This is a genomic window from Corynebacterium sp. UBA4397 (genome assembly GCF_002390965.1).
Classification (GTDB): Bacteria; Actinomycetota; Actinomycetes; order Mycobacteriales; family Mycobacteriaceae; genus Corynebacterium; species Corynebacterium flavescens.
Map to the genome: position 1 here is coordinate 1 of NZ_DGRD01000051.1, position 25,846 is coordinate 25,846.

The following is a 25,846-nucleotide window of genomic DNA, read 5'->3' on the forward strand; positions in this document are numbered from 1 at the left end:
GGCGCCTTACCCGCCAAGGCGGAAAGATAATCTGGCAGCCCCCGCACACCAGCCGTTAGGCCAACCGGCCCAACGGCGACTTCCCGCACCACAAAACAAACCCAGCCTTGCGATAGCTAAGCGTTGCACAATCCAGCGGGTAACCCGCTTTGCGGTGGAAATGTTCCCGGAAAATACCGACAACATCGCAGGTAGGACACCAACTTGTGTAGGTTTAGGCGTCAGATTCGATAAGGGTGAAATCTCCAGCAGATTCCATGAACAAAGTCCCCTTGTTGGTACTGGCTAGATTCAATACCTAAACCATCACCGACAAGGGGACTCGTTTTATATCTGCCGCTCCCACCATGCACTCTAAAGCCGGAAGAGCCGCTTATGCTGCTCTAACTACTTATCGAGCTTGAGAGTCTTCTGGGTATAAGCCCACATCTCGTCATAGAGCTTCTCGTCCTTGGCCAGATTAATGCCGTAGGAAGGAATCATCTCCTGGATCTTGTCGCCCCACTGGATCATGTGCTCACCGAAGCAACGCTCCAGCAGCTCCAGCATGGCGGCCGGTGCGATGGAAGCTCCCGGGGAAGCGCCCAAGATGCCGGCGATGGAGCCTTCTTGGTTGTTGATCAAGGTGGTGCCAAACTCCAGGGAGCCAAACTGCGGTGCGCCTGCAGGCTTGATCACCTGGACGCGCTGACCTGCAACGACAGTCTCCCAGTCTTCCTCACGTGCAGAGGGAACGTACTCGCGCAGAGCCTCGACGCGGTCCGAGAAAGACTTGCGTACCTCGTCGATGAGGTACTTGGTGAGGCCAAACTCTTGGAAAGCCACGCCAAGGTAGGAGGTCAGATTGTCTGGGCGAATGGACTTGAAGAGGTCGAGGTTGCTTCCCTTCTTCAGGAACTTCGGGCTCCAGCCACCGTAAGGTCCAAAGAGAAGGCCCTTCTCACCGTCGATCACGCGAGTGTCCAAGTGCGGAACCGACATCGGGGGTGCGCCCACCGCTGCCTTGCCGTAGACCTTGGCCTCGTGTTGAGAGATAAGCTCCGGGTTCTTAGCGCGCAGCCACAGGCCGGAAACCGGGAAGCCGGCGTATCCAGCAACTTCCTTGACACCGGCTTTGCGCAGCAGATCGAGGGCGTATCCGCCGGCGCCGACAAATACAAACTTGGCCTTAACTACCGTGATGTCCTTGGTGTGCAGGTTCTTGGTGTAGACCTTCCAGGCGCTGCCGTCGCGCTTGATGTCAATGACCTCATGCGCGTAACGGATCTCGGTTCCAGAGGCCTTAGCCGCCGTGAGGAACTGCTTGGTCAGAGCGCCGAAGTTGACGTCCGTTCCAGCCTCCGTCCACGAGATGGCGACCTTGTTATTGAAGTCGCGGTCTTGGGACATGAGGGGAAGCTTCTCGGTGAAAGTAGAAGGATCCGCAGAGAATTTCATATCCGGGAAAAGGTGATTAGCGCTCAAGGCCTCAAAGCGACGCTTGAGGTAGTCAACCTGAATCTCTCCCTGCGCGAAGGACACGTGAGGGACTTGGTTGATGAACTCGCGGGCCTCACTGAGGATGCCGTTATCGAGCTGGTGAGACCAGAACTGGCGGGAGCGCTGAAACTTCTCGTTGACGCCGATCGCCTTGGAGATATCAATCCGGCCGTTCTTTTCCGGGGTGTAGTTAAGCTCACACAGGGCGGAGTGGCCGGTACCTGCGTTGTTCCACGGGGCGGAGGATTCCATGGCCGGGCCGTCGAGGCGCTCGAAGACGATCTGGGTCCAGCTAGGCTCTAGCTCGCGGAGCATGGCGCCCAAGGTGGCGCTCATGATACCGGCACCAATAAGTGCTACATCGACCTCATCTACAACCTGTGCTGTTTTCTTAGCGGAGGACACCTATTTTTACCTCTTCAAATTGGAGTTTGACTCAAGCGATGCCCGGCGGGGAACCTCGGCATCGCACGAATTATTGCAGTACCGTCGCGACGTATCCACCAGGTGCATCGGGAATGCGCCACGCATTAGCAATTCACTCTACGCTCTTAGAGCAGGGAGTGATATTCCAACCCCGTTTGAATGTCCGGTTTTTACCATCTTGCTACCCCCTACTTCCCCAAGCAGATACTCCCCCAGATGTCGAAGTCACGCGCTCTGCCTAAACTCGGTTCCATGATTGAGCAAGAACCACAATGGAAAACCGATATCCTCGGGGAGGATTATCAGGCCGCAACCTTGGACTTGGGCGAGGACCCCGATGGCCAAGGAGAGGTCTTTGCAACATTGGTTCGCTATCGGCCTAGCGGCCAAGACCCCGCCAAAGACCACCCCTCTCCCCCGCGACCAGCGTTGCTATGGGTCCACGGGATGACGGATTACTTCTTCCAAGAGCACGTGGCGCGGCACTTCTTTGAGAATGGATACGATTTTTATGCCCTGGATCTACGCAAGTGTGGGCGCTCAAGGACCGAGGAGCAAACCTGGCACTACGTCTCCGACTTGAAGCTCTACTTCGTTGATCTCGCCGCTGCCCTCGATGCCATCCCGAACCCGGACGTGGCACTCATCGCGCATTCCACGGGGGGCCTCATCACGCCTTTGTGGCTAGACCATCTTCGCCGTGAGGATCCCTCCCGCTTCCACCGCATCAAGGGGCTCATCCTCGATAGCCCCTGGCTAGGAATGATGGGAGTTTCTCCTACCACCGTCAAGGCCCTGCAACCGGCCATCAACGCCTTGAGCAAGATCATCCCGCGGGCTCCCTTTCCCGGTGGTGGGCTAGCCACTTTCGGGCAGTCGATCCACAAGAGCCAGCATGGTGAGTGGGACTTCAATTTGACCTTCAAACCCCTCGGCGGCCACCGTAAGTACGTAGGCTGGCTAGCGGCTATTCTCAAAGGCTTCGATGAGATTCACTCCGGGCGCACGAAGGTGGGCGTGCCGGTGTTGACACTATGCTCAACCAAGTCCTACCTGGGACAACCATATTCGAATAAAACCAACGAGGCCGACGTTGTTATAGACGTGGCACAAACGCAGCGCTGGGCAAAAGAACTCAGCCTTGACTACACCTTGCACCGCATCCGTGGCGCAAGGCACGATGTCTTCTTGTCAACGGCCGGTCCGCGTGCTGAGGCTTTTGCCGCCTGCGACGCGTGGCTGAAACGCACGCTGCCGGCCGCCTCGGCGTCTTAGGCGTCCATCTTTCACCAGAAGTTAGACTCGGCTCTTCGGGCCATATGCAGTTCAAATAATAGTGTGCAACAGTTCCAGCCAGATTCAGAGGAGAAAATACATGGCCACCCCCACCTACACGGTCGAGGAAGAATACGATCTCATCATCGTTGGCACCGGCTCCGGCAATTCCATCCCTGCACCGGAGTTCGATGACCAGAAGATCGCCATCGTCGAGGAGGGCCGCTTCGGCGGCACCTGCCTTAATGTGGGGTGCATTCCAACCAAGATGTACGTCTACGCCGCTGATCTAGCGTTGGCCGCCCGCGAGTCTGGTCATCTCGGACTAGATATGAGCGTCAATCACGTGGATTGGCAGGCCATCATCGACCGCGTATTTACCAACCGCATTGACAAGATTGCCCAAGGCGGCGAGGAGTACCGGCGGGGCGAGGAAACCCCCAACATCACCGTTTATGATCAGCACGCCGTATTCGTTGCCCCGCGCACCCTCAAGATTGGTGAACATGTCATCCGTGGCAAGCGCATCGTCCTCGCCGCGGGTTCGCGCCCGACCATCCCTGAGGTCTATGCAACCTCTGGGGTGAAGTATTACACCAACGAGGACATCATGCGGATGCCGAAGCAGCCACGCAGCCTCATCGTGGTCGGCGGCGGATATATCGCGATGGAGTTCGCGCACGTCTTCGATGGCTTGGGCACTAAAGTCACCATTGTTAACCGCTCGTCTAGGCTACTGCGCTTCCTCGATGAGGACATCAGTGATCGTTTTAACGACATCGCCAAGCGCCGCTTTGACATCTCCTTCGGTACGGCGACGAAGCTCGAGGAGACCGCGGAAGGAGTCCGGCTCACCCTCGACAATGGGGATGTCATCGAAGCGGAAGCGATCCTCGTGGCTACAGGACGAACGCCCAACGGGGATCTCTTGCAGCTAGATAATGCGGGGGTAGAGATGCACGAGGATGGCCGCATCAAGGTCGACGAGTACGGGCGTACCACCGCAGATGGCATCTGGGCGCTTGGCGATGTCTCCTCCCCCTACATGCTCAAGCACGTAGCCAACGCCGAGACGCGTGCTGTCCAGCACAATCTTCTGCACCCTGATGACCTGCACGCAATGCCCCATGACTTCGTGCCCTCGGCCATCTTTACTCATCCGCAGATCGCCACGGTGGGTATGGATGAGAAGGAAGCACGGGCCAAGGGCTATGACGTCACGGTCAAAGTGCAGAACTTCGGGGATGTAGCCTATGGCTGGGCCATGAATGACCACACGGGCATCTGCAAACTCATTGCGGATAAGAAGACTGGGCAGCTGCTGGGAGCTCATATCCTAGGCCCGCAGGCCTCGACGCTCATCCAACAGCTCATCACCGCCATGGTCTATGACCTAGATATGCGGACCTTCGCCCGCTCCCAGTACTGGATTCATCCTGCCCTGCCCGAGGTCGTAGAAAATGCGATCCTGGGTTTGGAATGGGAAGACTAGGATGCCAGTACTAGCGAGATTTAAGCGCTAGAGAAACAAGCGCCGACTACGAGATTCTAATCCTCATCCGGGAGGGTTAGAATCTCGTTTCCATCATCCGTGATGACGAGCGTGTGCTCGAACTGGGCGCTGAACTTGCCGTCAACGTTTTGCACGGTCCAGCCATTGTCCCAGATCTCATAATCCAGTGAGCCGAGGTTAATCATCGGCTCCACGGTCAGCGTCATGCCCGGCTCGAGGATGTCGCGGTAGGTCATGGAATCATAATGCAGGACAACGAGCCCGTTGTGGAAAGTGGTTCCCACGCCATGGCCGGTAAAGTCCTGCACGACGTTGTAGCCAAAACGCTTGGCATAAGACTCGATGACTCGGCCGATAACGTTAATCTCGCGGCCTGGCTTGGCAGCCCGAATGCCGCGCATCATGGCCTCGTGCGTGCGCTCAACGAGCAGCTTGTGCTCCTCAGAGACGTTGCCAGCAAAGAAAGTGGCGTTCGTGTCGCCGTGGGCACCGTTCTTATAGGCGGTGACGTCAATGTTGACGATGTCCCCGTCCTCGATGACGGTGTTATCCGGGATGCCGTGGCAGACAATCTCGTTGAGCGAGACACAGCAGGACTTTGGAAAGTCCATGTATCCCAAGGTGGAGGGGTATGCGCCGTGGTCAAGCATGTACTCGTGGGCGATCCGGTCTAGCTCGGCAGTCTTTACCCCTGGGGCAACGGCCTTGCCGGCTTCTTTCAGGGCATTCGCGGCAATCTTCGAGGATTCCCGCATGGCCTCGATGACCTCGGGAGTCTGGATGAAGGGCTCACCGACGTTTTCTTGTACCGTTTCTTTCCAGGCATATTCCGGGCGCTCGATGGAATCAGGCACCGAAAGGATGGGGGTGGGCTTTTCTGGTTTTAGCTTTGCGCGATTACTCATAGTTGCATGCTAGTCCCCTCATGCTGACTTAGTAGAACGCGGTTAGCCTTCGGCCGGAACAGGCACCGCGGCCCCGGCGGGAGCAGCGCGGTAGGCATCGAGTTTTTGCAGGAAGCTATCGGTGATATTCACCGAAACGGTGGATCCGCCGCCTGAAGGTACGAGGGTGGCAAAGGCGATATCGTCGTCGCGATAACCGGTAAACCAGGCGTGCGATCCGCCGTTGAACTCGGCCTCACCGGTCTTGCCGTAGATCGTTCCGCCAGCCTTCATACCTGCGGCGGTACCGGCTACAACCACTTGGCGCATCATCGTCCGCACATTGTCCAGCACCTGCGGATCGGGAGCCGGAGCCTGGTCAGAGGCCTTCGTCTCATGTCCCGCAATGAGCGTGGGAAGCGGGGTCTTGCCTGCTGCCACCGTGGCAGAGACGAGCGCCATGCCGAAGGGGCTGGCCAGATCAGCGCCCTGCCCGTAGCCGGCCTCGGTGCGCTCCAAAGGTGTCTCGCCTTCAGGAATAGCACCGGTGATGGTAGTAAGCCCGGGGATGTCAAAGTCGATGCCGAACCCAAATTCCTTGCCGATGTCGCGCAACTGGCCCTTGTCCAGTTTGGTTGAGATATCGGCAAAGGTGGTATTGCACGATTGCGCGAAAGCCTCAGAAAGCGGGACCGAACCGAGCGAGAAGCCGTTGTAGTTGGTCACCGTGCGGCCATAGATATTCATGGTGCCGGGACAAGGGACAATGCTTGCCGAATTGAGCCCTTGGTCTTTGATTCCCGCGGAAGCAGTGATGATCTTAAAGACCGAGCCCGGCGGGTACTGTCCCTGCAAAGCGATATCGCCCTTCTTATCGGCCGCGGCGGTCTGTGCGACCGCCAGAATCTCCCCCGTTGAGGGCCGGATGGCCACGAGCATCGCCTCGGACTCGGGGCGCAGGTCCACTGCTTCTTGCGCCGCGCGCTGCACGTTATAGTCCAAGCCAATGCGCACCGCTGGGGCGGGTGCGGGCTTATGGTACTCGACATCGCTCAGCGCGGCGCCGTTATCGTTGACCACCGCGACGGACCAGCCGGCCGCGCCCTCCGTGTCATCGAAGACGATGCTGCGAACGCGCGAGAGAATATCGGGGGCTAGGCCAGCTTCTTTGGTAATGAGCGACGGCTCCTCGTTGACGCGCACCCCGGGAATAGCCTCAAGCTCAGCGCGCATGGGCTCTATCTGTTTCTCGTTATACACGCCAACGGAGTAGGAGCCATCCGTGTCTTCGAGATTCTTGGCTAGGTCCCCGGCATCCACCTGCGACACGGAATCATCGGCGGCGTGCTCTTTATCAATAATGCCCGATACCTTGGCCGCCAGAGGGCGCACATCGGCGATGCCTTCCTTGTCCACAACCACCCGGTAGCTCAAGCCCGGAGCCATGAGCTCAACACCGTCGGAGGAAACCACACTGGCGCGCTCGGCGGGAATGGAACGCAGCTGCAAGGCCTGGTGCGCGCCTAGGCTCGGGTGGATAAGGCTGGGAAGCCACCGCACCTGCCACTGGGAGCCCTTCTTGGTCAAGGTCATCTCGGTGTCATAGCTCAGGGTGCGATCCCTGGGAAGCTCCCAGTTCATCGTGTACTTGGCCGTCGCTATCGATTCCTGCTGGTTCACGTCATGCAGCTGAATATCCACCCCCTCTGCCTGCAGGCCCGAGAAGGTGGAATCAATGGCAGCGGTCGCCGCGTCGGGTTCATCAACGAGGGCGGCTAAGCCATCGCTGTTGCGAGACTGGAAATCCTCAATAAACTCCTCGGCCACAGGCTGCGCTGAGACCGGCTTGGGCGTGCATGCCACAAGCGACGTCGCTGCACACAAGGCGGCGCACAGCAGCGACATCATCTTCTTCATGCCTTGGGATATTAGCAGCACTGACACGAAGAAATCCGCACCCCACACCGCAGAGTGAGAGCGCGAATTGCGTTAGCGGGTGACGCGTACCTCTGCGCGCGCTCCCTCTACCGCCTCGAGGCCCTCTTCATCGGCGATGCGCATGGCCTCTTCGATGAGGGTTTCTACGATTTGTGCCTCGGGCACGGTCTTAACAACCTCACCCTTGACAAAGATCTGGCCCTTGCCGTTTCCGGAGGCCACGCCCAGATCGGCATCACGTGCCTCACCCGGGCCGTTGACCACGCAGCCCATGACGGCCACGCGCAGCGGGAATTCCATCCCCTCAAGACCGGCGGTGACTTCCTCCGCCAGCTTATAAACATCGACCTGTGCTCGACCGCAGGAAGGACAGGAGACGATTTCCAGCTTGCGGGGGCGCAGATTCAGCGACTGCAGAATCTGATCGCCGACCTTGATCTCCTCTACCGGATCCGCAGACAATGAGACGCGGATGGTATCCCCGATGCCTTCAGACAGCAAAGCGCCGAAAGCCACAGAGGACTTGATGGTACCCATAAACTTCGGTCCGGCCTCAGTCACGCCCAAGTGCAGCGGGTAATCCGTCTTCGCAGCCAGCTGGCGATAAGCCTCGACCATGAGAACCGGATCGGAGTGCTTCACGGAAATGGCGATATCGCCGAAGCCGTATTCTTCGAAGAGTCCGGCCTCCCAAATAGCGGATTCCACCAGCGCCTCCGGCGTGGCCTTCCCATACTTTTCTAGCAGGCGCTTATCTAGGGATCCGCCGTTGACGCCGATGCGGATGGGGATTCCAGCATCCCCGGCCGCCTTCGCGACCTCCTTGACGCGACCGTCAAATTCCTTAATGTTTCCCGGGTTGACACGAATGGCAGCGCAGCCGGCATCGATAGCCTGGAAGATGTACTTGGGCTGGAAGTGAATATCAGCAATGACGGGAATAGGTGATTTCCGGGCGATGGCCGGCAGCGCTTCCGCATCGACAGGCTTGGGACAAGCCACGCGCACGATGTCGCAGCCGGTGGCCGTTAGCTGAGCGATCTGCTGCAGCGTGGCATTCACGTCATGGGTTTTGGTTGTCGTCATCGACTGCACCGAGATGGGGTGCTCGGAACCGACTCCCACTGGGCCTACAAACAGCTGGCGGGTGGTGCGGCGCGGCGCCAAAGTAGGCGGCGGGCCGTCTGGGATTCCTAGACCGATAGTGGTCGACATGGATGCTCCTTGCTATGAAACGCTCTACAACACTAAAAGTACCCAGGTGGGGTCCTACGTGTTTAACGTCCCCACTCTAGCACCGCTGGTCAAACTGGCCTTAGCTCATCCGAAGAGACGGATGGGATTGACCACGTCAGCGATGATGATAATGACGCCCACCGTCATGAGCAACGCCGCCATGGCATAGGTAACGGGCATCAGCCGCGTGTAATTAGCAGGTCCCAGGGCCGGCTTCTTCACAAGTCGGCGAATGAAGTCACGGATCTTCTCATAAATGACCACCGCGATGTGGCCGCCGTCAAATGGTGGCAGAGGAATGAGATTGAACAAGGCGAGGAAGAAGTTCAATGTAGCCAGCATCATGAAGAAGGCCGTCCACAGGTTGCGTTCCACAAGTTCCCCACCGACGCGCGAGGCGCCGACCACCGACATCGGCCCGTTAATATCGCGCTCCTGCCCAAAGATAGAGGCGACAATTCCCGGAATCTTCGAAGGGAACTGTGCGATTCCCTTCACTGTCGCATCCACGACGTAGACGGAGTAATCCCAGGTTGCTGGGAAGGCGGAGACAAAGCCGTGCTTTTCGACGATGTCTATCACCTGGCTGCTCAGCCCTATAGACCCGGCATCTACCAGGTTCCCTTGGGCGTCCAAGCGCTTGACGGTATCGAGATGCACGGGGATATCGCGCTCGGCGCCTTGGCGCTCCACGCTCAAGGTGACGTCCTGGCCGGGGCGCATCATCACCTCGTCCCGCAGCTGCGTAAACGAGTCAATGGGCTGACCATCAAGAGCAAGAACGATATCGCCCGGCTCGACTCCCGCCTGCCCTGCTGGTCCTTGGCCCGTGCACGAGCCAAGTTCGCCCGCTTGGTTTTGATCAGCTGAACAGGTGACCTCACCAACTCGTGGGCGTACATCAGCGTGGGGATTGGGCAGCCCACTGCTCACGGCGATGATAAAGAGAATAAGGAAGCCGAGGAAGAGATTAACGGCCACCCCGCCGAACATGACAACTATGCGCTGCCAGGCCGGCTTCTTGTACATGGCGTAGGGCTCTTCCTCCGGCGTGAGAAACTCATCCTGGGCGCTCATTCCCGCGATGTCGCAGTAGCCGCCGACCGGGATGGCCGCCAGTCCATACTCTGTGTGCCCACGCCGAAAGGAAAACACACGCGGTCCAAAACCGATGAAGTAGCGACGCACGCGCATGCCAAAAGCACGGGCCGTGAGCATATGCCCGGCCTCGTGCAAGGCCACGGTCACCCCGATACCCAGGGCGAAGAAGATGATACCCAGGACATTTGCCATTGTTTAAAAAGGCTTTCTAATCAGCTAATGAATCCACCAGCGCATTCGCGCGGGCGCGTGCCTCGCGCTCGGTGGCGAGAACATCATCGACGCTTGAGGGTACACCAGCATACCGAGACGCGGTGCCCAGTACCTCGCTCACAACATCGACTATCTGCGGGAAGTGAATTCGGCCCGCCAAAAACGCTGCGGCCGCCTCTTCGTTGGCGGCGTTGAAGACTACCCCGGTACCGTCGGCCGCCGCCGCGCGGGCGAGGGCGACGGCGGGGAAGGCGACGTCGTCAAGCGGCTCGAAATGCCAATCATGGACGTGGGAGAAGTCAAGAGCTGGCTGCGCGCCTGGGACGCGGTGCGGCCAATCGAGCGCGAGCGCTATCGGCAGCTTCATCGACGGCGGGGAGGCCTGGGCAATCGTCGCCCCATCACGGAAAGTAGCCATCGAGTGCACGATGGACTGCGGGTGCACGGTGACCTCGATCTTTTCTGGAGCGAGATCAAAAAGCAGCGTGGCCTCAATGAGCTCGAGACCTTTATTAACCATGCTGGCTGAGTTGAGGGTGTTCATCTGACCCATCGACCACGTAGGATGATGAGCCGCCTGCTGCGGAGTGACATCCCACATCTGCTCGCGGGACCAGCCACGAAAAGGTCCTCCTGAGGCGGTAAGCACCAGATGATCCAACTCGGTCTCCGTCCCCGCCCTCAGGCATTGCGCCATGGCCGAGTGCTCGGAATCGACAGGGATAATCTGCCCCGCACGTGCCATCTGGGTTACGAGATGACCGCCTGCTACCAAGGACTCTTTGTTAGCCAGCGCCAGATACTGGCCCTGCTCGATGGCCGCAATGGTGGACTTGAGCCCCAGAGAACCGACCAAGGCGTTGAGGACCTTGTCCGCGGCGACGCTGCGTGTCAGGCGCTCCGCGGAGTCAGGGCCATCGATCACCTGACCGCCCAAGGCCTCCGAAACCTCGCGGGCGGCCGCGGGGTCCGCCACTGCCACGTGGTCAAACGAAAGGTTGAGAGCCCGTGCCTGCTCGATGATGAGCCCCGGATTAGAGCCTGCGGCCGCGATGCCCACGACGGTGAACTTTTCAGGATTATCCGCGATGACTTCCAGTGCCTGGGTGCCGATAGAACCGGTGGAGCCGAGAATTAGAATGCGCTGTGTACTCACCCCCCTAACCCTAGCCGTTTCTTAATCGGGCTACCCAAGCAGTCTGCGGGGGTATCTGATCGCTATCGCCTGCGCATTGTTTTAGGATAGGTGGGTATAAATGGCATTCTTGCGGCCCCATGTCGAGGAGCCGCGTGCAAACGCGAAGGAGAGCAAGTGTCTTCCCACAAGCCGGTTCCACAGGTTTTTGACGGAGTTTCCACCGAGGACGTTCCATCCGCAGGCTTTGGTTGGTCCCGCATCAGCCACACTGGCGTGCAGATCGCTGGTTGGGTAAGCGTCGTCTTCCTGCTGGCCTACAACTTTGGCAACCACCACGGCCACGTCGAGACTATCTGGCTCGTCTCCTTCGCCGTCCTTATTGCCATCGGCCTCGTGCTGCTCGCCCTGTCCCCCAAGCTGAGCCAAGTACGCACCCTAACCGCCCGCAACCAGCCAGTCGGCTACATTTCCCCGGATTGGGTCTACGACCAAAAGACTGTCTCCGAGGCTTATTCCGAGCTCACCGACTCCCAGCTGCGTGCTCTCAACATCGATCCTTCCCGCGTAGCCAACCTGCGCGTTGAGCCGGGTACCTCCCGCGCCAAGGCTGCTAAGCACCTGAGCTAAGACGGCCCGCTAAAGCGCCCAAAACTCAAAGCCGCGGCCTTGCCCTTTCCACTTTCTGGGAAGGACAAGGCCGCGGCTTTCTGCGATCTTTCCTAGACCACCCATGCCTTGGTCTTGCTGTAGATTTCCGGCATCCGCCTATCCACTCGCTTGCTCGCTATCACTAGGGCCACCGCGTAGACAATCCCAGGAACAAGGATGCACACAGCGGCACCCACCGGCATCCACAGTGCATCTCGTGCGGCACCGAAAGTAATGAGAACCATCCCAGGGAGGATAGGAATCCAGCCCACGAAGATCCCCACGAAAGCAGCAATGAATGCGCCGGCAGAGTAACCGGACTTATCTGTCCAGGGATTGGCTCCTGGCGCTGAAGTGGGATAGGCGTTAAAGACCGTGAAAAGCACTGACAGTGCCGCTGAGGATGCTAGCGTGCCCAAGGCGGCAAAGGCGATGCAGGCCGCCAGCACTTTCTGCGGCGCCACGGCAACGATGACCGCCGCAGTCAGAATAATGACCACCGCAGCGGGGAGAATATGTGCGAAGTGCCGTGCGCGCAGAAAGACCCGCGGAGGAACAGGAGCAGCCATCTTGAGCCAGCCGCTGGGACCGTCATATCCGTAGTCATTGGCGGCGGTCAGCCCGCCGAGCAGGCCAATCATAATGAGCATGGCATAGGCGGGGTACTCTTCCCCGCGCCACAACTGATAAAAGGCGAAAACCGATAGAAGCGGCAAAATAAGCAGGCTTCCGGCGAAGCGGGAATCACGCGCTACATAGGCCAGGGAACGGGAAAACTCCATTGCGCCTGGACCTCGATAGGCCCAGCCGCCGAGCCTTAAGCGGGAAACCCCGCGAGCCTTGTCGGACTTGGCGGCAGAGCCCACTATGGCTGGGCGAGCGTATTCAGCGGCAATGGCTCGGCGCCACAACCACCACAGGATGGCGACGGTCACGAATGCAATGACGAGTTGCGCGAAGGCTGAACCCACGTGCCCAGCGGCCAATGCAGTGGCCCAGCCGGTGGCGGCCCCCAATGGCGTCCACGCCGCGATGGAACCGATCGTGCCGAGGGGCAGGGAGGAATCAAGCGATCCACTCAAGCTCATTACGGCGAACATCAGTGCGACGATAGCCACAACGCCCACTGCCTTTGCTTTATCGCTCTTAAGCGCGAGGACCGAGGCTCCTAAGTGCATGATGCACTCTGCGAAAAGTATCGTCGTGGCCCAAGACAAGACCATGGCAGCCGCGAAGGCGATGACGGCTGCCACTCGCCCGCTTTGCTGCGCCAGGCTGATGGCGAGCATTGCGCCGCCCGCAACTGTGAAAAGAACGCTCAGCACGGCTGCGATAAGGACTCGGGAGGACAGCAGGCTGGTGCGCATCAACGCGGGCCGGACCTGGTTGAGTCCCAGCGGAAGTACCGCCAACCTTCGCGCTGTCACTTGGTTTTCCCCAGAGGGCATGAACAGCGCCAGCATGATGTAGGTGACCATGCCTGCGACGTTGACTGCGACGAGGGAGTTGAGGTTGCCGGTTCCATCGAAAATCTCTACGGCTGCCAAAGCACTCAACGATGCCAAGCCAATCGCGCCGTAGAGCAACAGCATGAGGGAGATAACTAGCTGCGAAGGATTCGCCCTAAAGCTTCGAAGCCATAAAGTGCGGTGCAGCCTCACTATGGTTGAGGTCACCGATGCAGGAGCATTGCTTCTAGCTGGCATCAGGACTGACCTCCCCAGCTGATCCCCGAGCGCTATCGGGTCCGCTTGGAGCCGTGCGAAGCCAAGAAAACGAGCTCGGGTCAAGGTCTTCCCCGCCGACCAACTCGATGAAGATGTCACTGAGGGTTCTGCCCTGCCGCACATCTTCGGCTGTGCCGCTGGAGAGCACCCGCCCTTCGGCGACAATGGCGACGTGATCACACAACCCCATCACGTGCGAGGACAGGATGACCGTTCCCCCGCGGCGAGCGAAAGCGCGCAAGAGCTGCTGGATCATTCTTCCGGAAACAGGATCCACGGCCTCCAAAGGCTCATCAAGGATGAGGACCTCTGGATCATGCAATAGCGCGCCGGCGAGGAGAATCTTCTTGGTCATTCCTGCCGAATAATCCACGATGCGCTTATCTGCCGCCTCAGCGAGGGAGAGATTAGCCAGGAGGTCTCGGGAGCGCCGAGCCACTTCAGCCTCATCCAATGAGCGCAGGGCGCCGAGATAATAGAGGTATTCCGCACCGGTGAGCCTGTCAAACACCGGCACACCGTCCATCAGAAGGCCCATTGCCCGCTTGGCCGGCAGTGGATCACGCCAAATATCGTGCCCCACGATGAAGGAAGTGCCGCTATCGGGACGCTAGAGACCACAAGCCATGGTCAGCATCGTGGTTTTGCCCGCGCCATTGGGGCCGACGATTCCATAGATCGAGCCCACCGGAACATCGAGGCTGAGATCATTAACCGCGGCCTTTCCAGCGAAAGCTTTGGAGAGGTTGCGAACTGCAAAGGCGGCCCCAGCAGGGTCAGGCTGGACCGGCGCTATGTGTTGCAGAGAACATAACTCTCCACCCTAGTGTGCCAATTTACATAGCGCTCAAGCGCACCCAGACGTGTCCGGGAAAGCGCCTATGCCGACTCGCGCTCTTCAGCAGCGAGCTGGCCGCAGGCCGCAGCGATCTCATCGCCCTTGGTATCGCGCACGGTACAAGGCACGCCCTGCGCAATGACACGGCGGACAAACTCATCCTGGCGCGCTTTGGGCGCCGCATCCCACTCAGAGCCCGGCGTGGGGTTAAGAGGGATGACGTTGACGTGGACCTTGGAGCCCAAAGCGGCGTGGAGCTTCTTGCCCAGCAGATCGGCGCGGAAATCCTGATCATTCTTATCCCGGATGAGCGCATACTCAATAGAGACACGGCGCGCGGACTTGTCGGCGTAGTAACGTGCGGCCTCAAGGACCTCCTCGACCGGCCAACGATTGTTGACTGGGACCAAGCTATCGCGCAGCTCATCATCTGGGGTGTGCAGGGAAACTGCGAGGGTGCAGGCCAAGTCTTCGTCGGCAAGCTTGCGGATGGCCGGAGCCAACCCCACCGTGGAAACGGTGACGCTACGCTGCGAAAGCCCGAAACCGGCGCCGTCTTGCCCGGTTATCTGGCGCACGGCGCTCACCACGCGCTTGTAGTTTGCCAGTGGCTCACCCATGCCCATGAACACGACGTTGCTCACGCGGCCGCCTTCCGCGTCCATGGCTGCTGCGGCGTGCCGGAATTGCTCGACAATCTCCGCTGTGGACAAATTGCGGTCCAGCCCACCTTGACCGGTGGCGCAGAAGGGGCAAGCCATGCCACAGCCCGCTTGCGAGGAAATGCACAGCGTAGCTCGGCCGGGATAGCGCATCAACACCGACTCTAGGAGAGTTCCATCGTGCAGGCGCCACAGGGACTTCGTGGTTTCCCCGTCATCGGTCGAGGTGGTCTTGACGGGCTCCATGAGCGTGGGAAACAGCGCTTCCTGTACAGCCTGACGCTTATCGGCAGGGATGTCCGTCATGTCTTCGACTACATCGGTGTGATGGACGTAGTAGTGCTTAGCCAGCTGCTTAAGCCGGAACTTGGGCAGGCCCAACTCGGCGAGCTTATCTATACGCTCGTTGTCAGTAAGATCCGCGAAGTGCTTGGGCGGCAGGCCACGCCGCGGGGCGCAAAAGTTTAATTTTAAAGATTCAACCATGGTGCGCCCTATTTTCCACTTTATTGGGCCTTTTGGCCAATTGCCCGTGCGCCGAAGTGGCATAACTGACACTGAACGGGATTAAATGGGTATATGACAACTCCTGATAAACCCGCTGAGAACCTACCCTCCGACCCTTCCCTGCGGCCCTCCTCAGATCTTCCAGCATCGGCGTCCCCTCAATCTGGCGACACCACCCCTACGGAGTTGGACGCCACCCCATCCTTCGAGGAAGCAGCCTCAGACCACAGCGCCACTAATACCGAGTCCCCCGCCAGCTACGAGGGCGCCCTAGAGGATCCGCAACTGAGCCGCAAGGAAAAGAAGGCTCTGCAAAAAGAGCAGGAAAAGCAAGAACACAAAGCCGAGACGGTTCAGGGATCTCTAGCCGCAAGCACCTGGGTGGGGCTCATCGTAGGATTCTTGCTTCTCATCTTGTTGATTGTCTTTATTATGCAGAATCAACAACAGGTACCCATGAACTTCCTTAAGTGGTCCGGCGAGTTCCCAGCCGGGGTTGCCTACCTCATCTTCGCCGTCGCCGGCGCACTCCTGATGGCCTTGGTCGGTGGCCTGCGGATGCTGGAGCTACGTCGTCAAGTGCGCAAACAGGCCAAGCGCAAGCGTAACTAAGAAACTCAGGCAGGCACCGCCAGCACGCCTGCTTTTCTGCCTGAGCGCAGCAAATCTAAAGCGTGGTGAGGAAGCTCATTGCCACCCACGTAATCATGGCTGAGGGAAGCATTCCATCGAGCCGGTCCATGAGGCCGCCGTGGGCAGGCAAAATGGCGGACATGTCCTTGATTCCGAGTTCGCGTTTGAACTGGGATTCCACGAGGTCCCCTAACGTGGCACAGAATACGAGTGCCAGCCCCATCAGCGCGCCTACCCAGGCATCGTGATGCAGGAGGAACTTGAACGCTAGGGCACCGGTGATAACCCCGAACACTATGGAACCGGCAAAGCCCTCCCAGGACTTCTTGGGGCTTACTGCAGGCGCCATCGGGTGCGAGCCGAACATCACCCCTGTGATGTAACCGCCGGTATCGGAAGCGACTACGCAGAGCATGAACGTGACAATGGATGCTGCGCCCGAGGCGAAGGGAGTCTCCGCGTGCGAGAGCATAGCCGCGAAAGTGCCAAAGAGGGGTATCCACGTCAGGACAAAGATTCCCACGGCAGTATCGCGCAAGTAATTGATCGGCGGACGGTGCCGACCGTTGTGGAAAAGCCTGCTGAACATGAGCACGAGAACCGCGGTGACATACACGGCCACGAGGCCCGCGGCGTTCATCCACCACGAGATCCACACCATGGCCTGCCCCAGGATGATAAGCATCGTGCGGGGTATGTAGTAAGAGTGCTCGCGCAGACGGGTGAGGACTTCCCACATTGCCACGCCAATGGCGACCGAGACCACGAGATACCACGCCAGGGGCCCAGCCCAGACAGAAAAGACGACGAGCGCGCCAAGTCCGACGCCCACCCCAATGGCAGTAGGCACATTACGGCCCGCACCATTTCTAGGTTTAGGTAGACGGCGACCAAGGGTTTCACTCACTGGGTAGTCCTTCCTTTGGCGCGTGTGGCTCGCCAGGTTCATAGAAAAAGCGCCGCCGCACACTAAAAGCACAGCGACGCGCAGAATGCGGGGCTTAAACCTCCAGCAACTCCGCTTCCTTGTTGGCGACGAGCTTCTCTACCTGATCAATATAGCCCGAGGTGATCTTCTCCATCTCCTTTTCGGCGGCAACAACCTCGTCTTCTCCGGCATCCCCGTCCTTCTGGAGCTTCTTGAGCTGTTCCATTGCTTTGCGACGCACGTTACGAATGGCAATCTTTCCGTCCTCGCCCTTGCTCTTGGCCAGCTTGACCATGTCGCGACGACGCTCCTCAGTCAACTGCGGGATTGTCACGCGCAGGACCTGACCATCATTGGTGGGGTTTACGCCCAAGTCCGAGTTGCGGATCGCGTTTTCAATCTCATGGATCATTGACTGCTCATAGGGCTTAATCAACAGCATGCGCGGCTCTGGCACGGCGATGGTCGCCATCTGTGTGATAGGCGTGGGGGCGCCGTAGTATTCGGCGACAAGGCCGTTGAACATGGCCGGGTTCGCGCGGCCGGTGCGAATGGTAACCAGCTGTTCGCGGGTGTGTTCCACCGAGGCGGACATGTGCTCTTCGGCTTCGAGCTGGATATCGTCGATCATGAGGCTAGGCTCCCTAGAAAATCAGAATAGTACTGGTGAAAAATGTAGCAGGTTGGCACCCACCGTGGTTAGGACTGGACCAAGGTTCCAATTGGCTCGCCAGCGGCGGCGCGCGCGATATTGCCCTCGGTCAAGAGGTTGAATACCAAGATCGGCATGTTGTTATCCATGCACAGGCTGAAGGCAGTAGCATCTGCCACCTTGAGACCCTTCTCGATGACCTCACGGGGAGTGATTTCTGTGTACAGCTCGGCGTCCGGGTTCGAGCGCGGATCATCGGAATAGACACCGTCAACGGCCTTGGCCAAGAAGAGCACCTCTGCCCCGATTTCCAAAGCTCGTTGTGCTGCCGTGGTGTCAGTGGAGAAGTAAGGCATTCCCATGCCTGCGCCGAAGATAACCACGCGCCCCTTTTCCAGGTGGCGGGCCGCGCGCAGCGGCAGGTAGGGTTCGGCGATTTGAGCCATATTAATGGAAGTTTGGACGCGACAATCGACGCCCTGCTGCTGCAGGAAGTCCTGCAAAGCCAGAGAGTTCATCACGGTGCCGAGCATGCCCATGTAATCCGAGCGTGCACGGTCCATTCCGCGCTGGGAAAGCTCGGCGCCGCGGAAGAAGTTTCCGCCACCGATGACGACGGCGATTTCCACGCCATCCTGTGCCACTTCGGCGATCTGGCGCGCCACGTTTTCCACAACGTCAGGATCGATGCCGACTTTGCCGCCGCCGAACATCTCACCACCCAGCTTCAACATCACACGCTTGTATCCGGTTCGCTCGGGTTTGGGGGTAGTCACGCCTTCATCGTCTCCTTAACGCGGCTGGTTTTCAGTCCGTTCCATCTTACCCACACTCACTACGCAGACTCACACCGACCTCACACCGACGGGTGCCCCACCGCACTCCTGCCCGCAACGACAAAACCTCCCCTTCCTCGTGCGACCGCACTGGGAAGGGGAGGTTTCAAACTCCACCCGTGCTCACGGTATGACCCGCGAACGTGAAGAAATTGTGACCCGTAACGAACCGGGATAAGACGCTTTTAGGCGCCTACCTCGTAGCGAACGAAGCCCTTGATGGTGGTGCCGGCCTCATCAGCGACCTGCTTAACGGTCTTCTTCGAGTCAGACAAAGAAGGCTGATCCAGCAAGACAATGGACTTGAAGAAGCCGTTGAGACGGCCTTCCACGATCTTGGGCAAAGCGGCCTCCGGCTTACCCTCTTCACGAGTGGTGGCCTCGGCGATAGCACGCTCCTTCTCTACGACCTCAGCAGGAACGTCCTCACGGGTGAGGTACTCGGCCTGCATAGCGGCAATCTGCAAAGCGACGGAGTGCGCGCCCTCAGCGTTGCCCTCGTAGGACACCAACACGCCCACTGCTGGGGGCAGGTCTGCGGAACGCTGGTGCAGGTAAACCGCAATGTTGTCGCCCTCGATGGTGACGGCGCGACGAGCCTGCAGCTTCTCTCCAGTCTTTGCGGACTCCTCGTCCACAGCCTCAGAGATCTTCTTGCCGTCGACCTCAGCGTTGTTGAATTCCTCCGGCGAGTTCGCCTTTGCGGCAGCAGCTGCCTCGGCGATCTTGGCAGCGAAGGCCTTGAATGCCTCGTTCTTGGCAACGAAGTCGGTCTCGCAGTTGACCTCGACCATGGTGTTGCCGGAAACGGCAATCAGGCCTTCGGTAGCCTCGCGCTCAGCGCGCTTGGACACGTTCTTGGCACCCTTGATGCGCAGGATTTCGACGGCCTTCTCGTAGTCGCCGCCGGCCTCTTCGAGAGCCTTCTTGCAATCGAGCATTCCGGAACCGGTTGCGTCACGCAGCGCCTTGACGTCTGCAGCAGTGTAGTTCGCCATAGTTGGGGCGATCCTCCTTGAGTTCAAACAGTATTCGTTGAATTAGCGTAGCCGACGCGAGGTCATCGCGCCGTGTCAGGGGTGAGCTTCTTTGCCTATTCCCCCAACCGCCGTGGTTGAAGTGCAGCGCCACCGTCAATACCAGTGGCACTTTAAGAAAAGCTAACCCCCGTCGCCGTAGAACACGGTGGCGGGGGCTCGCATAAAGCTTTGAAAGGCTAAGGCGCTTACTCCCTTAATCGTAGGAAGGGAGGCCGGCGCCTGCAGAATTACTCTGCAGCCTTCTCCTCTGCCGTAGCCTCAGCTTCAGGTGCTGCTGAAGCAGGGTCGGAAGCGGCAGCTGCCTCAGCGGCGTCGCGCGAATCCTTCTCTGCGGAGTCTCCGGCAGCTTCCTTGGCCGCGGCGAGCTGGCGCTCTTCGCGAGCCTTCTTGCCCTCTTCGACCGCGGTGGCGATGATGCCGGTCAGCAGGCGGGTGGCGCGAATAGCATCGTCGTTGCCCGGAATGGGGAAATCAACCTCATCTGGATCGCAGTTGGTGTCCAGGATGGCAACAACCGGGATGTTGAGCTTGTGAGCTTCCTTGACCGCGATGTGCTCCTTGTTGGTATCAACAATCCACAGTGCGGAAGGAGCCTTGGTCATTTCAGCGATGCCGCCGAGGACGCGCTCGAGCTTGGTGCGCTCGCGGGTCAGCATGAGAACTTCCTTCTTGGTACGGCCCTTGTAGCCGTCCTCTGCCGCATCCATGGCCTGAAGCTCTTTCATACGCTTGAGGCGCTTGGAAACGGTCTGGAAGTTGGTCAGCATGCCGCCGAGCCAACGGTGGTTAACATAAGGCATGCCCACGCGAGTTGCCTCTTCGGAGACAGCTTCCTGAGCCTGCTTCTTGGTGCCCACGAAAAGGACGGTTCCGCCGTGCGCAACGGTCTCCTTGACGAACTCGAAAGCCTCGTCAATATAGGTCAGCGTCTGCTGCAAGTCAATGATGTAGATGCCGTTACGGTCGGTGAAGATGAAACGACGCATCTTCGGATTCCAGCGACGGGTCTGGTGGCCAAAGTGGACACCTGCGTCGAGGAGCTCGCGCATGGTTACAACTGCCATGATTCGCTCGCTTTCTATGTGTGTATTTCGGTTTTCAAATGAAGTATGTGCGGTGTTTTATTCCGCACCCTAGCAACGAAAGCCCTGTCTAACACCCCAATTGCTTGGGGACCACGTCATTCAGGATGGCCACCTACTCCACGAAGGAAAGGCAACAGCTTCGTCGCGCGTAGTCAACGTGCCTTTAACCTGGAAACTTAGGCCTCCACGGAAGCAGACACACTGCTGGCAGAAATAATAGCCGCGAACAAGCCTATTTTCCAAACGCACCGCCACTTTTCCACAAAGCCTGTGCCCGCGATGCCTCCAGACATCCCCAAGCGGCTCTTTTTGCCCCATGCGCACCACTTTATCCACCGCGGCGCGATTGGCTCTATCGCCGCGCGGCGCTCTTTACACATGCTGGTTGACATGACTAGAAATTCGAAACTGGCACCCAGTCTAAGATCCATAGCCGGGCACAGCAGTACACGTGCCAAGCTTCTTGGGCAGCTCTTAGCCTTAGCGACCCTGCTTCTGCTCACCTTCTACCCCGCTCCTGCGGCTGCCTATGTAGACCCCAGTACTGGGGATCCCACCGCGGGTCAGGTGCTGCGCCCTTTCAAGGCTCCCGAGCACAGGTGGTCAGCTGGCCACCGCGGCGTCGATCTAGCCTTAGATGTGGGTGCGGAAGTGCGCGCGAGCGAGTTCGGCGTGGTAACTTTTGCCGGTTCGGTCGCCGGGAAGCCTGTTATATCCATCGATCATCCCGATGGGCTGCGCACCACGTATCAGCCCGTCCACGCCCGCGTGAGAGCGGGCGATGCGGTCGTCGAGGGCCAGGTCATCGGCACGCTGGGACACCCCGTTGATGGTTATCCCGGACTCCACTGGGGAGTGCTGACAGGCAAAGACACGTACATGAACCCCCTGCTTCTCTTAGACATGCCCGTCATTCGCCTCAAGCCCTTGAAGGTGCTCTAGCAGCTAGGCACGCGGATGCGCCTGGGAGTAAACCTCTTTGAGGCGTTGTGCCGACACGTGGGTATAGACCTGTGTGGTCTGCAAGGAAGAGTGTCCGAGGATTTCTTGAACCACTCGGAGATCTGCGCCCCCCTCAAGTAGCTGGGTCGCCGCCGAGTGCCGCAGCCCGTGCGGAGTAAGCCCGGTTTCCCCGATGATTGCGGCGGCCTTTTCTACCACCCGTCGCACTTGGCGTTGGTTTATGCGCGCTCCACGCGAGCCTACAAACACAGCCGGGCCTTCCTTGGCCATGAGTGGACGTCCGCGCTCCAGCCACTGCTCGAGTGCTGTGGCTGCGGCTTGGCCAAAAGGCACTATTCGCTGCTTATTGCCTTTACCCGTAACGCGCGCAACCCGGCGGGAGAAATCAATATCTCCCTCGTCCAACCCCACCAGTTCTGCCACGCGCATTCCGGTTGCGTAGAGGACTTCGAGCATGGCGCTATCACGCAGTTGCTCAGCCTCGTCACTCGTGAGCGAGACTTCCATCAAGTCTTTAGACTCTTGCGCGTCGAGGACCGTAGGCAGATGCTTGGGGACCTTGGGCGAGACGAGCCGCGCGGCAATGTCGGTATCTAGATAGCCCTCACGCACTGCCCAAGAACTAAAGGCGCGGATAGACGCGGTCCTTCTGGCTAGCGTGGCGCGGGACTTACCGGCCGCAACGGCTGCGGCCAACCACTCGCGCAGAACATTGAGGCTTAGTCCTTCAAAAGTCTCTACCCTTGCTGCGAGGTCCCGCAGGTCGCTGGCGTATCCACGCACCGTAGCCTCAGAGCGTCCGCGCACGAGGCGCTGATAGTCGGCGAAGTCATCGATCGCCTCTTCCAGCTGACTCCCCGCGAACGCTCGTGATTGACTCATGCCACATGAGTGTACTCAATTCACTTTTATACCGGGCGAAGCCCTGTGGCTGGTTGGCCCCCGTGACTTAGTAGTTTCCTGCCCTTCTCCACTGCGTGCCTGCGCGGGCTACCAAGCCAGCCTTTTCTAAAGTGACAAGAAGGTGGATTGTAAGCGCAACACTCAGCCGCGCCTCACCGGCAATCTCCTCCGCACTCGCGGCAGTATCGGCATCCTCCAGCGGCGTGGAATCAAAGACCCGCAGCTCATTGCGTGAGAGTCGCTGCAGGGGCGAAGGGGCATAATCTAGCTCGTACTGTGCTCCTGGATCCAGAGAGCCGGCTTTGCCCACGAGCGCCCGAATTTCATCTGCTGAGGTCACTAGCTGCGCACGACCTTCCTGAATACGCAAGTGAGCACCCAGAGAACCTGCCGTGGTCACCGGGCCGGGCACCGCCATGGCAACTTTGCCAAGGGCCTCTGCCCAGTTGAGCGTATTCAAAGCCCCAGAGCGAAAGCCTGCTTCTACCACCACAACACCCTCTGACATCGCGGCCACGAGCCTGTTGCGAGTTAAGAAGCGGTGGCGTTTGGGCACCGTGCCCGGCGCGAACTCAGAGACCACGCAGCCGTTGTGGGCAATCTTGTCAAAGAGCCCTTGGTTGCGCGCTGGATAGGAGCGATCGATCCCGCAAGCAGCCACTGCCACGGTGCGCCCCCCTTGTTCTATCGCTGCAGAGTGAGCCGCGGTATCAACGCCGAGCGCTCCGCCAGAGACTATGGTCCACTGCCGTGCCGCGAGGCCGCCTGCGATAAGCCGGGTTGCATCCCACCCGTAGCGGCTAATGGCCCGCGTTCCCACCAGCGCGAGGGCTTGGGAGAGCTCCACGGCGAGGTTTCCTCCCCGCACCCACAGGCTATGGGGACTTGCCGCCTGATCGTCGAAAGTGGCCGGCGCGCTTGACTGTCCACTGCGGTAAAAGCCGAAGGCCTGGGAAAACTGCTGCAGCGGCCACTCGGGACTGTCGCTGCTGATGATCCTGGCGCCCACGCGCTCGGCTGCTGCGAGATCTACTTCTTGTCGCAGCCAGTCGCGGCGCGAGGCTGTGAGCGCGGCCAAAGGCCCCAGCCAGTCAGCCGCGTTATAGATTCCATGAGCGATCTCCTCCGCGGGGTACTGGGCCAACAATGCCGACAGCGTGTGACTAGGGCCTTCTACAACGCGATTGAGATAGGCCCAGACATGGGCAGGCGTGGAGAGATTGAGCTCGCTCATGCCACTAGCCTTCCCACGCTCGCTGCGCCCCGCAGGTCTAAGGCGCGACCGACGTCATCGACATCTGGCTGCGCCCGGCCTGCCAGATCCGCGAGTGTCCACGCCAAACGCAGGACTCGGTCTACCCCACGTTGACTAAGCTCGCCCTCCGCCAAATATGCGGAAAGCAGGATCATCGCTGAGTCACAGGCCGGCCGGTGCCGGCGCAGATAACCAGCGGATACCGCAGCATTGATCCGGGCCTCAAGCCCGTCCTTTTCCCAGCGCTGGGCAGCGCGCTCGCGTGCCAGAGCAACACGCTGCGCTATTGTCTCTGAAGTCTCCTCGCCCTGAGCGTTGATGACCGCGGATTGCCCCGATACATCGATGACGATATCGAGGCGATCGAGCAAAGGACCAGAAAGGTTAGCTAGATACCGCTGCCGCTCAGCTGAACGGCACGAACACTTGGCCGGATCTTCGGTGGCACAGCGACAAGGGTTGGCCGCCATAACCAACTGGAATTGCGCGGGATAACGGATTTCACGGCGAGCACGCGCGAGACGCACGTGCCCTTCCTCCAAAGGCGCACGCAGGGCGTCGAGGACTGGGGCTGCGACTTCACTAACTTCATCGAGGAAAAGGACACCATGATGCGCCAGGCTCACAGCGCCTGGACGTGGAGTGCCACTTCCACCGCCGAGAAGGGCAGCGCGGGTAATGGAAGGATGGGGGGCAACGAGTGGCGCACGCCGGATAACCTGCCCCGGCACGCCGGTGAGAGAGTGGATGGCGGTCGCCTCGACCGATTGTGCCCTGCTTAAAGGCGGCAGAATGGAGGGCAGGCGCGCGGCGATCATCGACTTTCCAGAGCCGGGCGGCCCCACCATCATCAGGTGGTGCCCACCGGCTGCAGCCACCTCCGCGGCCTTCTTAGCCGGCGCCTGACCCGCAATATCTGCAAAGTCCGCGGCCTGCTCGAATCCGCGACGCTCAGCGCTGGGTACAAGTTGCTTGGCAACGACGGCTGCTTTGGATAAGACCCGCGCACCGCACGCCCAGGCAAAAGCATCGGCCAAGGTAGGAGCTACGAGCACTTCTACATCGGAAACGAGAGCTGCCTCTGAGGCGTTGCCTGGAGGAATGACCAGAGTGTCATAGCCTTGTGCGCGCGCCGCCAAAAGGGCGGGCAGTATGCCCGCGACTGGACGCACGGAACCATCCAAACCTAGTTCACCGAGCACCAATGTTGAGTCCAAGCGCGTGCCGGGATGACTGCCGTGAAAGGAGGCGAAGCTGCCATGGGGTAGCTCCTGGGCCCCTAGCTCGGCGCTTAGGATCGCCAGCGCCATGGGCAAATCAAAGTGTGAGCCGGATTTTGGCAAAGAAGCCGGGGACATGGAGACCACAATTTTCGTCTTTGGCCACGGAAGGTGAGAGTTCGCAATGGCGGTACGTATTCTCGAGCGCGATTCTGTGATGGCAGTATCAGCCAGCCCCACGACGTGGATCCCAGGCAGCCCCGCCCCCACGTTGGCCTCAACTCCAACCACATGCGCCAAAATGCCGTCTAAGGCGGTGGTCAAACACCTACCGAGAGCCATGCTCCACCCCCGCGAAGTGCTCGAGATCAAAGCCTGCCCCCGCTTGGGTCAACGCGACCACGTCAAAGCGCACTGAGCTCAAAGGCCGCCCGTCTAACCAGTGCCGCGCGGCCTTGCGCATCCGGGCCAGCTTTGCACCGGTCACTGCCTCCGCCACGCCATAGGCGCGGCTCGAGCGAGTCTTGACCTCCACGAATACAAGGGTTCCATCCGCCTCACGGACGATGAGGTCTATCTCCCCGACTGCATAGCGCACATTTGCGGCGATGACTTCTGCTCCCCTGTGCCGGTAGAACTGCGCGGCAAAGGCCTCGCCCTTTCTTCCCAAGCGGTGGCGAAAGTCCCGCCGATTGTCTCCCTTATTGATCATTATTCCTCCCCGATTAAACGAATCTCGACTGAAA

General features: G+C 59.4%; 22 protein-coding genes and 1 pseudogene. 5 read left to right on the forward strand and 18 right to left on the reverse strand.

Features of this window, described 5'->3' with window-relative positions; genetic code table 11:
• Positions 1–387: 387 nt before the first annotated feature.
• Entirely contained in the window at positions 388–1,884 is a 1,497-nt protein-coding gene (gene mqo, locus B2696_RS10465; protein ID WP_075730017.1) for a malate dehydrogenase (quinone), read from the reverse strand.
• 273 nt (positions 1,885–2,157) lie between these two features.
• Between mqo and B2696_RS10470 the strand changes: the two genes are divergently transcribed.
• Together B2696_RS10470 and mtr are read left to right on the forward strand one after the other, a co-directional pair.
• Complete coding sequence (locus B2696_RS10470; protein ID WP_286955288.1) at positions 2,158–3,180, forward strand: alpha/beta hydrolase; 1,023 nt, start codon at positions 2,158–2,160, stop codon at positions 3,178–3,180.
• 100 nt (positions 3,181–3,280) lie between these two features.
• Complete coding sequence (mtr, locus tag B2696_RS10475; protein ID WP_286955290.1) at positions 3,281–4,672, forward strand: mycothione reductase; 1,392 nt, start codon at positions 3,281–3,283, stop codon at positions 4,670–4,672.
• 56 nt (positions 4,673–4,728) lie between these two features.
• On the opposite strand, the gene map is transcribed toward mtr, so the two are convergent.
• The 5 genes from map to dxr all read right to left on the reverse strand — a co-directional run bounded on the left by map (position 4,729) and on the right by dxr (position 11,221).
• Positions 4,729–5,598, reverse strand: a complete 870-nt coding sequence (gene map, locus B2696_RS10480; RefSeq protein ID WP_075730019.1) for a type I methionyl aminopeptidase — start codon at positions 5,596–5,598, stop codon at positions 4,729–4,731.
• Positions 5,599–5,640: 42 nt separating this feature from the next.
• Positions 5,641–7,494, reverse strand: coding sequence for a penicillin-binding transpeptidase domain-containing protein (locus B2696_RS10485; RefSeq protein ID WP_286955293.1), 1,854 nt, complete (start codon positions 7,492–7,494; stop codon positions 5,641–5,643).
• Between the two features lie 72 nt (positions 7,495–7,566).
• Positions 7,567–8,730 carry a flavodoxin-dependent (E)-4-hydroxy-3-methylbut-2-enyl-diphosphate synthase gene (ispG, locus tag B2696_RS10490; protein ID WP_075730021.1) on the reverse strand — a complete coding sequence of 388 codons (1,164 nt, stop codon included), beginning with the start codon at positions 8,728–8,730 and terminating at the stop codon, positions 7,567–7,569.
• 105 nt (positions 8,731–8,835) lie between these two features.
• Positions 8,836–10,044, reverse strand: a complete 1,209-nt coding sequence (locus B2696_RS10495) for a M50 family metallopeptidase (protein ID WP_286955296.1) — start codon at positions 10,042–10,044, stop codon at positions 8,836–8,838.
• A 16-nt stretch (positions 10,045–10,060) separates the two neighbouring features.
• Complete coding sequence (gene dxr / locus B2696_RS10500) at positions 10,061–11,221, reverse strand: 1-deoxy-D-xylulose-5-phosphate reductoisomerase (protein ID WP_276622398.1); 1,161 nt, start codon at positions 11,219–11,221, stop codon at positions 10,061–10,063.
• Between the two features lie 156 nt (positions 11,222–11,377).
• Between dxr and B2696_RS10505 the strand changes: the two genes are divergently transcribed.
• Complete coding sequence (locus B2696_RS10505) at positions 11,378–11,830, forward strand: DUF2631 domain-containing protein (RefSeq protein ID WP_276622396.1); 453 nt, start codon at positions 11,378–11,380, stop codon at positions 11,828–11,830.
• A 92-nt stretch (positions 11,831–11,922) separates the two neighbouring features.
• On the opposite strand, the gene B2696_RS10510 is transcribed toward B2696_RS10505, so the two are convergent.
• From B2696_RS10510 to rlmN, 3 genes and pseudogenes are all read right to left on the reverse strand, one after another.
• The gene (locus B2696_RS10510; protein WP_286955300.1) at positions 11,923–13,443 is read right to left on the reverse strand and encodes a hypothetical protein; all 1,521 of its coding nucleotides are present in this window, start codon (positions 13,441–13,443) and stop codon (positions 11,923–11,925) included.
• 103 nt (positions 13,444–13,546) lie between these two features.
• Positions 13,547–14,383: pseudogene (locus B2696_RS10515) on the reverse strand (ABC transporter ATP-binding protein).
• A 74-nt stretch (positions 14,384–14,457) separates the two neighbouring features.
• A complete protein-coding gene (gene rlmN, locus B2696_RS10520; RefSeq protein WP_286955302.1) occupies positions 14,458–15,564 on the reverse strand; it encodes a 23S rRNA (adenine(2503)-C(2))-methyltransferase RlmN in 1,107 nt (368 codons plus the stop codon).
• A 93-nt stretch (positions 15,565–15,657) separates the two neighbouring features.
• On the opposite strand from rlmN, the gene B2696_RS11605 reads away from it, so the two are divergent.
• Positions 15,658–16,197: a LapA family protein gene (locus B2696_RS11605; protein WP_376778881.1), complete on the forward strand. Its 540-nt coding sequence runs from the start codon at positions 15,658–15,660 to the stop codon at positions 16,195–16,197.
• Between the two features lie 55 nt (positions 16,198–16,252).
• Here B2696_RS11605 and B2696_RS10530 read toward each other — a convergent pair whose 3' ends face one another.
• The 5 genes from B2696_RS10530 to rpsB all read right to left on the reverse strand — a co-directional run bounded on the left by B2696_RS10530 (position 16,253) and on the right by rpsB (position 20,738).
• Positions 16,253–17,167 (reverse strand): phosphatidate cytidylyltransferase, encoded by a 915-nt coding sequence (locus tag B2696_RS10530; protein WP_174775545.1) that lies wholly within the window; start codon positions 17,165–17,167, stop codon positions 16,253–16,255.
• 52 nt (positions 17,168–17,219) lie between these two features.
• The gene (frr, locus tag B2696_RS10535) at positions 17,220–17,777 is read right to left on the reverse strand and encodes a ribosome recycling factor (protein ID WP_276622388.1); all 558 of its coding nucleotides are present in this window, start codon (positions 17,775–17,777) and stop codon (positions 17,220–17,222) included.
• A gap of 68 nt (positions 17,778–17,845) precedes the next feature.
• Positions 17,846–18,532, reverse strand: a complete 687-nt coding sequence (gene pyrH / locus B2696_RS10540; RefSeq protein WP_286955322.1) for a UMP kinase — start codon at positions 18,530–18,532, stop codon at positions 17,846–17,848.
• Positions 18,533–18,819: 287 nt separating this feature from the next.
• Positions 18,820–19,632, reverse strand: coding sequence for a translation elongation factor Ts (gene tsf, locus B2696_RS10545; RefSeq protein WP_286955304.1), 813 nt, complete (start codon positions 19,630–19,632; stop codon positions 18,820–18,822).
• Positions 19,633–19,901: 269 nt separating this feature from the next.
• Complete coding sequence (gene rpsB, locus B2696_RS10550; RefSeq protein WP_075730032.1) at positions 19,902–20,738, reverse strand: 30S ribosomal protein S2; 837 nt, start codon at positions 20,736–20,738, stop codon at positions 19,902–19,904.
• A 411-nt stretch (positions 20,739–21,149) separates the two neighbouring features.
• Between rpsB and B2696_RS10555 the strand changes: the two genes are divergently transcribed.
• The gene (locus tag B2696_RS10555) at positions 21,150–21,701 is read left to right on the forward strand and encodes a M23 family metallopeptidase (RefSeq protein WP_276622385.1); all 552 of its coding nucleotides are present in this window, start codon (positions 21,150–21,152) and stop codon (positions 21,699–21,701) included.
• Positions 21,702–21,704: 3 nt separating this feature from the next.
• Here B2696_RS10555 and B2696_RS10560 read toward each other — a convergent pair whose 3' ends face one another.
• The 4 genes from B2696_RS10560 to B2696_RS10575 all read right to left on the reverse strand — a co-directional run bounded on the left by B2696_RS10560 (position 21,705) and on the right by B2696_RS10575 (position 25,812).
• Positions 21,705–22,604: a tyrosine recombinase XerC gene (locus B2696_RS10560; RefSeq protein WP_286955306.1), complete on the reverse strand. Its 900-nt coding sequence runs from the start codon at positions 22,602–22,604 to the stop codon at positions 21,705–21,707.
• Between the two features lie 67 nt (positions 22,605–22,671).
• On the reverse strand, positions 22,672–23,859 hold the full coding sequence (dprA, locus tag B2696_RS10565) for a DNA-processing protein DprA (RefSeq protein WP_276622383.1): 1,188 nt from the start codon (positions 23,857–23,859) through the stop codon (positions 22,672–22,674).
• Positions 23,856–25,442 carry a YifB family Mg chelatase-like AAA ATPase gene (locus B2696_RS10570; RefSeq protein WP_286955309.1) on the reverse strand — a complete coding sequence of 529 codons (1,587 nt, stop codon included), beginning with the start codon at positions 25,440–25,442 and terminating at the stop codon, positions 23,856–23,858. The genes dprA and B2696_RS10570 overlap by 4 nt, the downstream gene beginning before the upstream one ends.
• Positions 25,429–25,812 carry a YraN family protein gene (locus B2696_RS10575; RefSeq protein WP_075730036.1) on the reverse strand — a complete coding sequence of 128 codons (384 nt, stop codon included), beginning with the start codon at positions 25,810–25,812 and terminating at the stop codon, positions 25,429–25,431. The genes B2696_RS10570 and B2696_RS10575 overlap by 14 nt, the downstream gene beginning before the upstream one ends.
• Positions 25,813–25,846 lie beyond the last annotated feature (34 nt).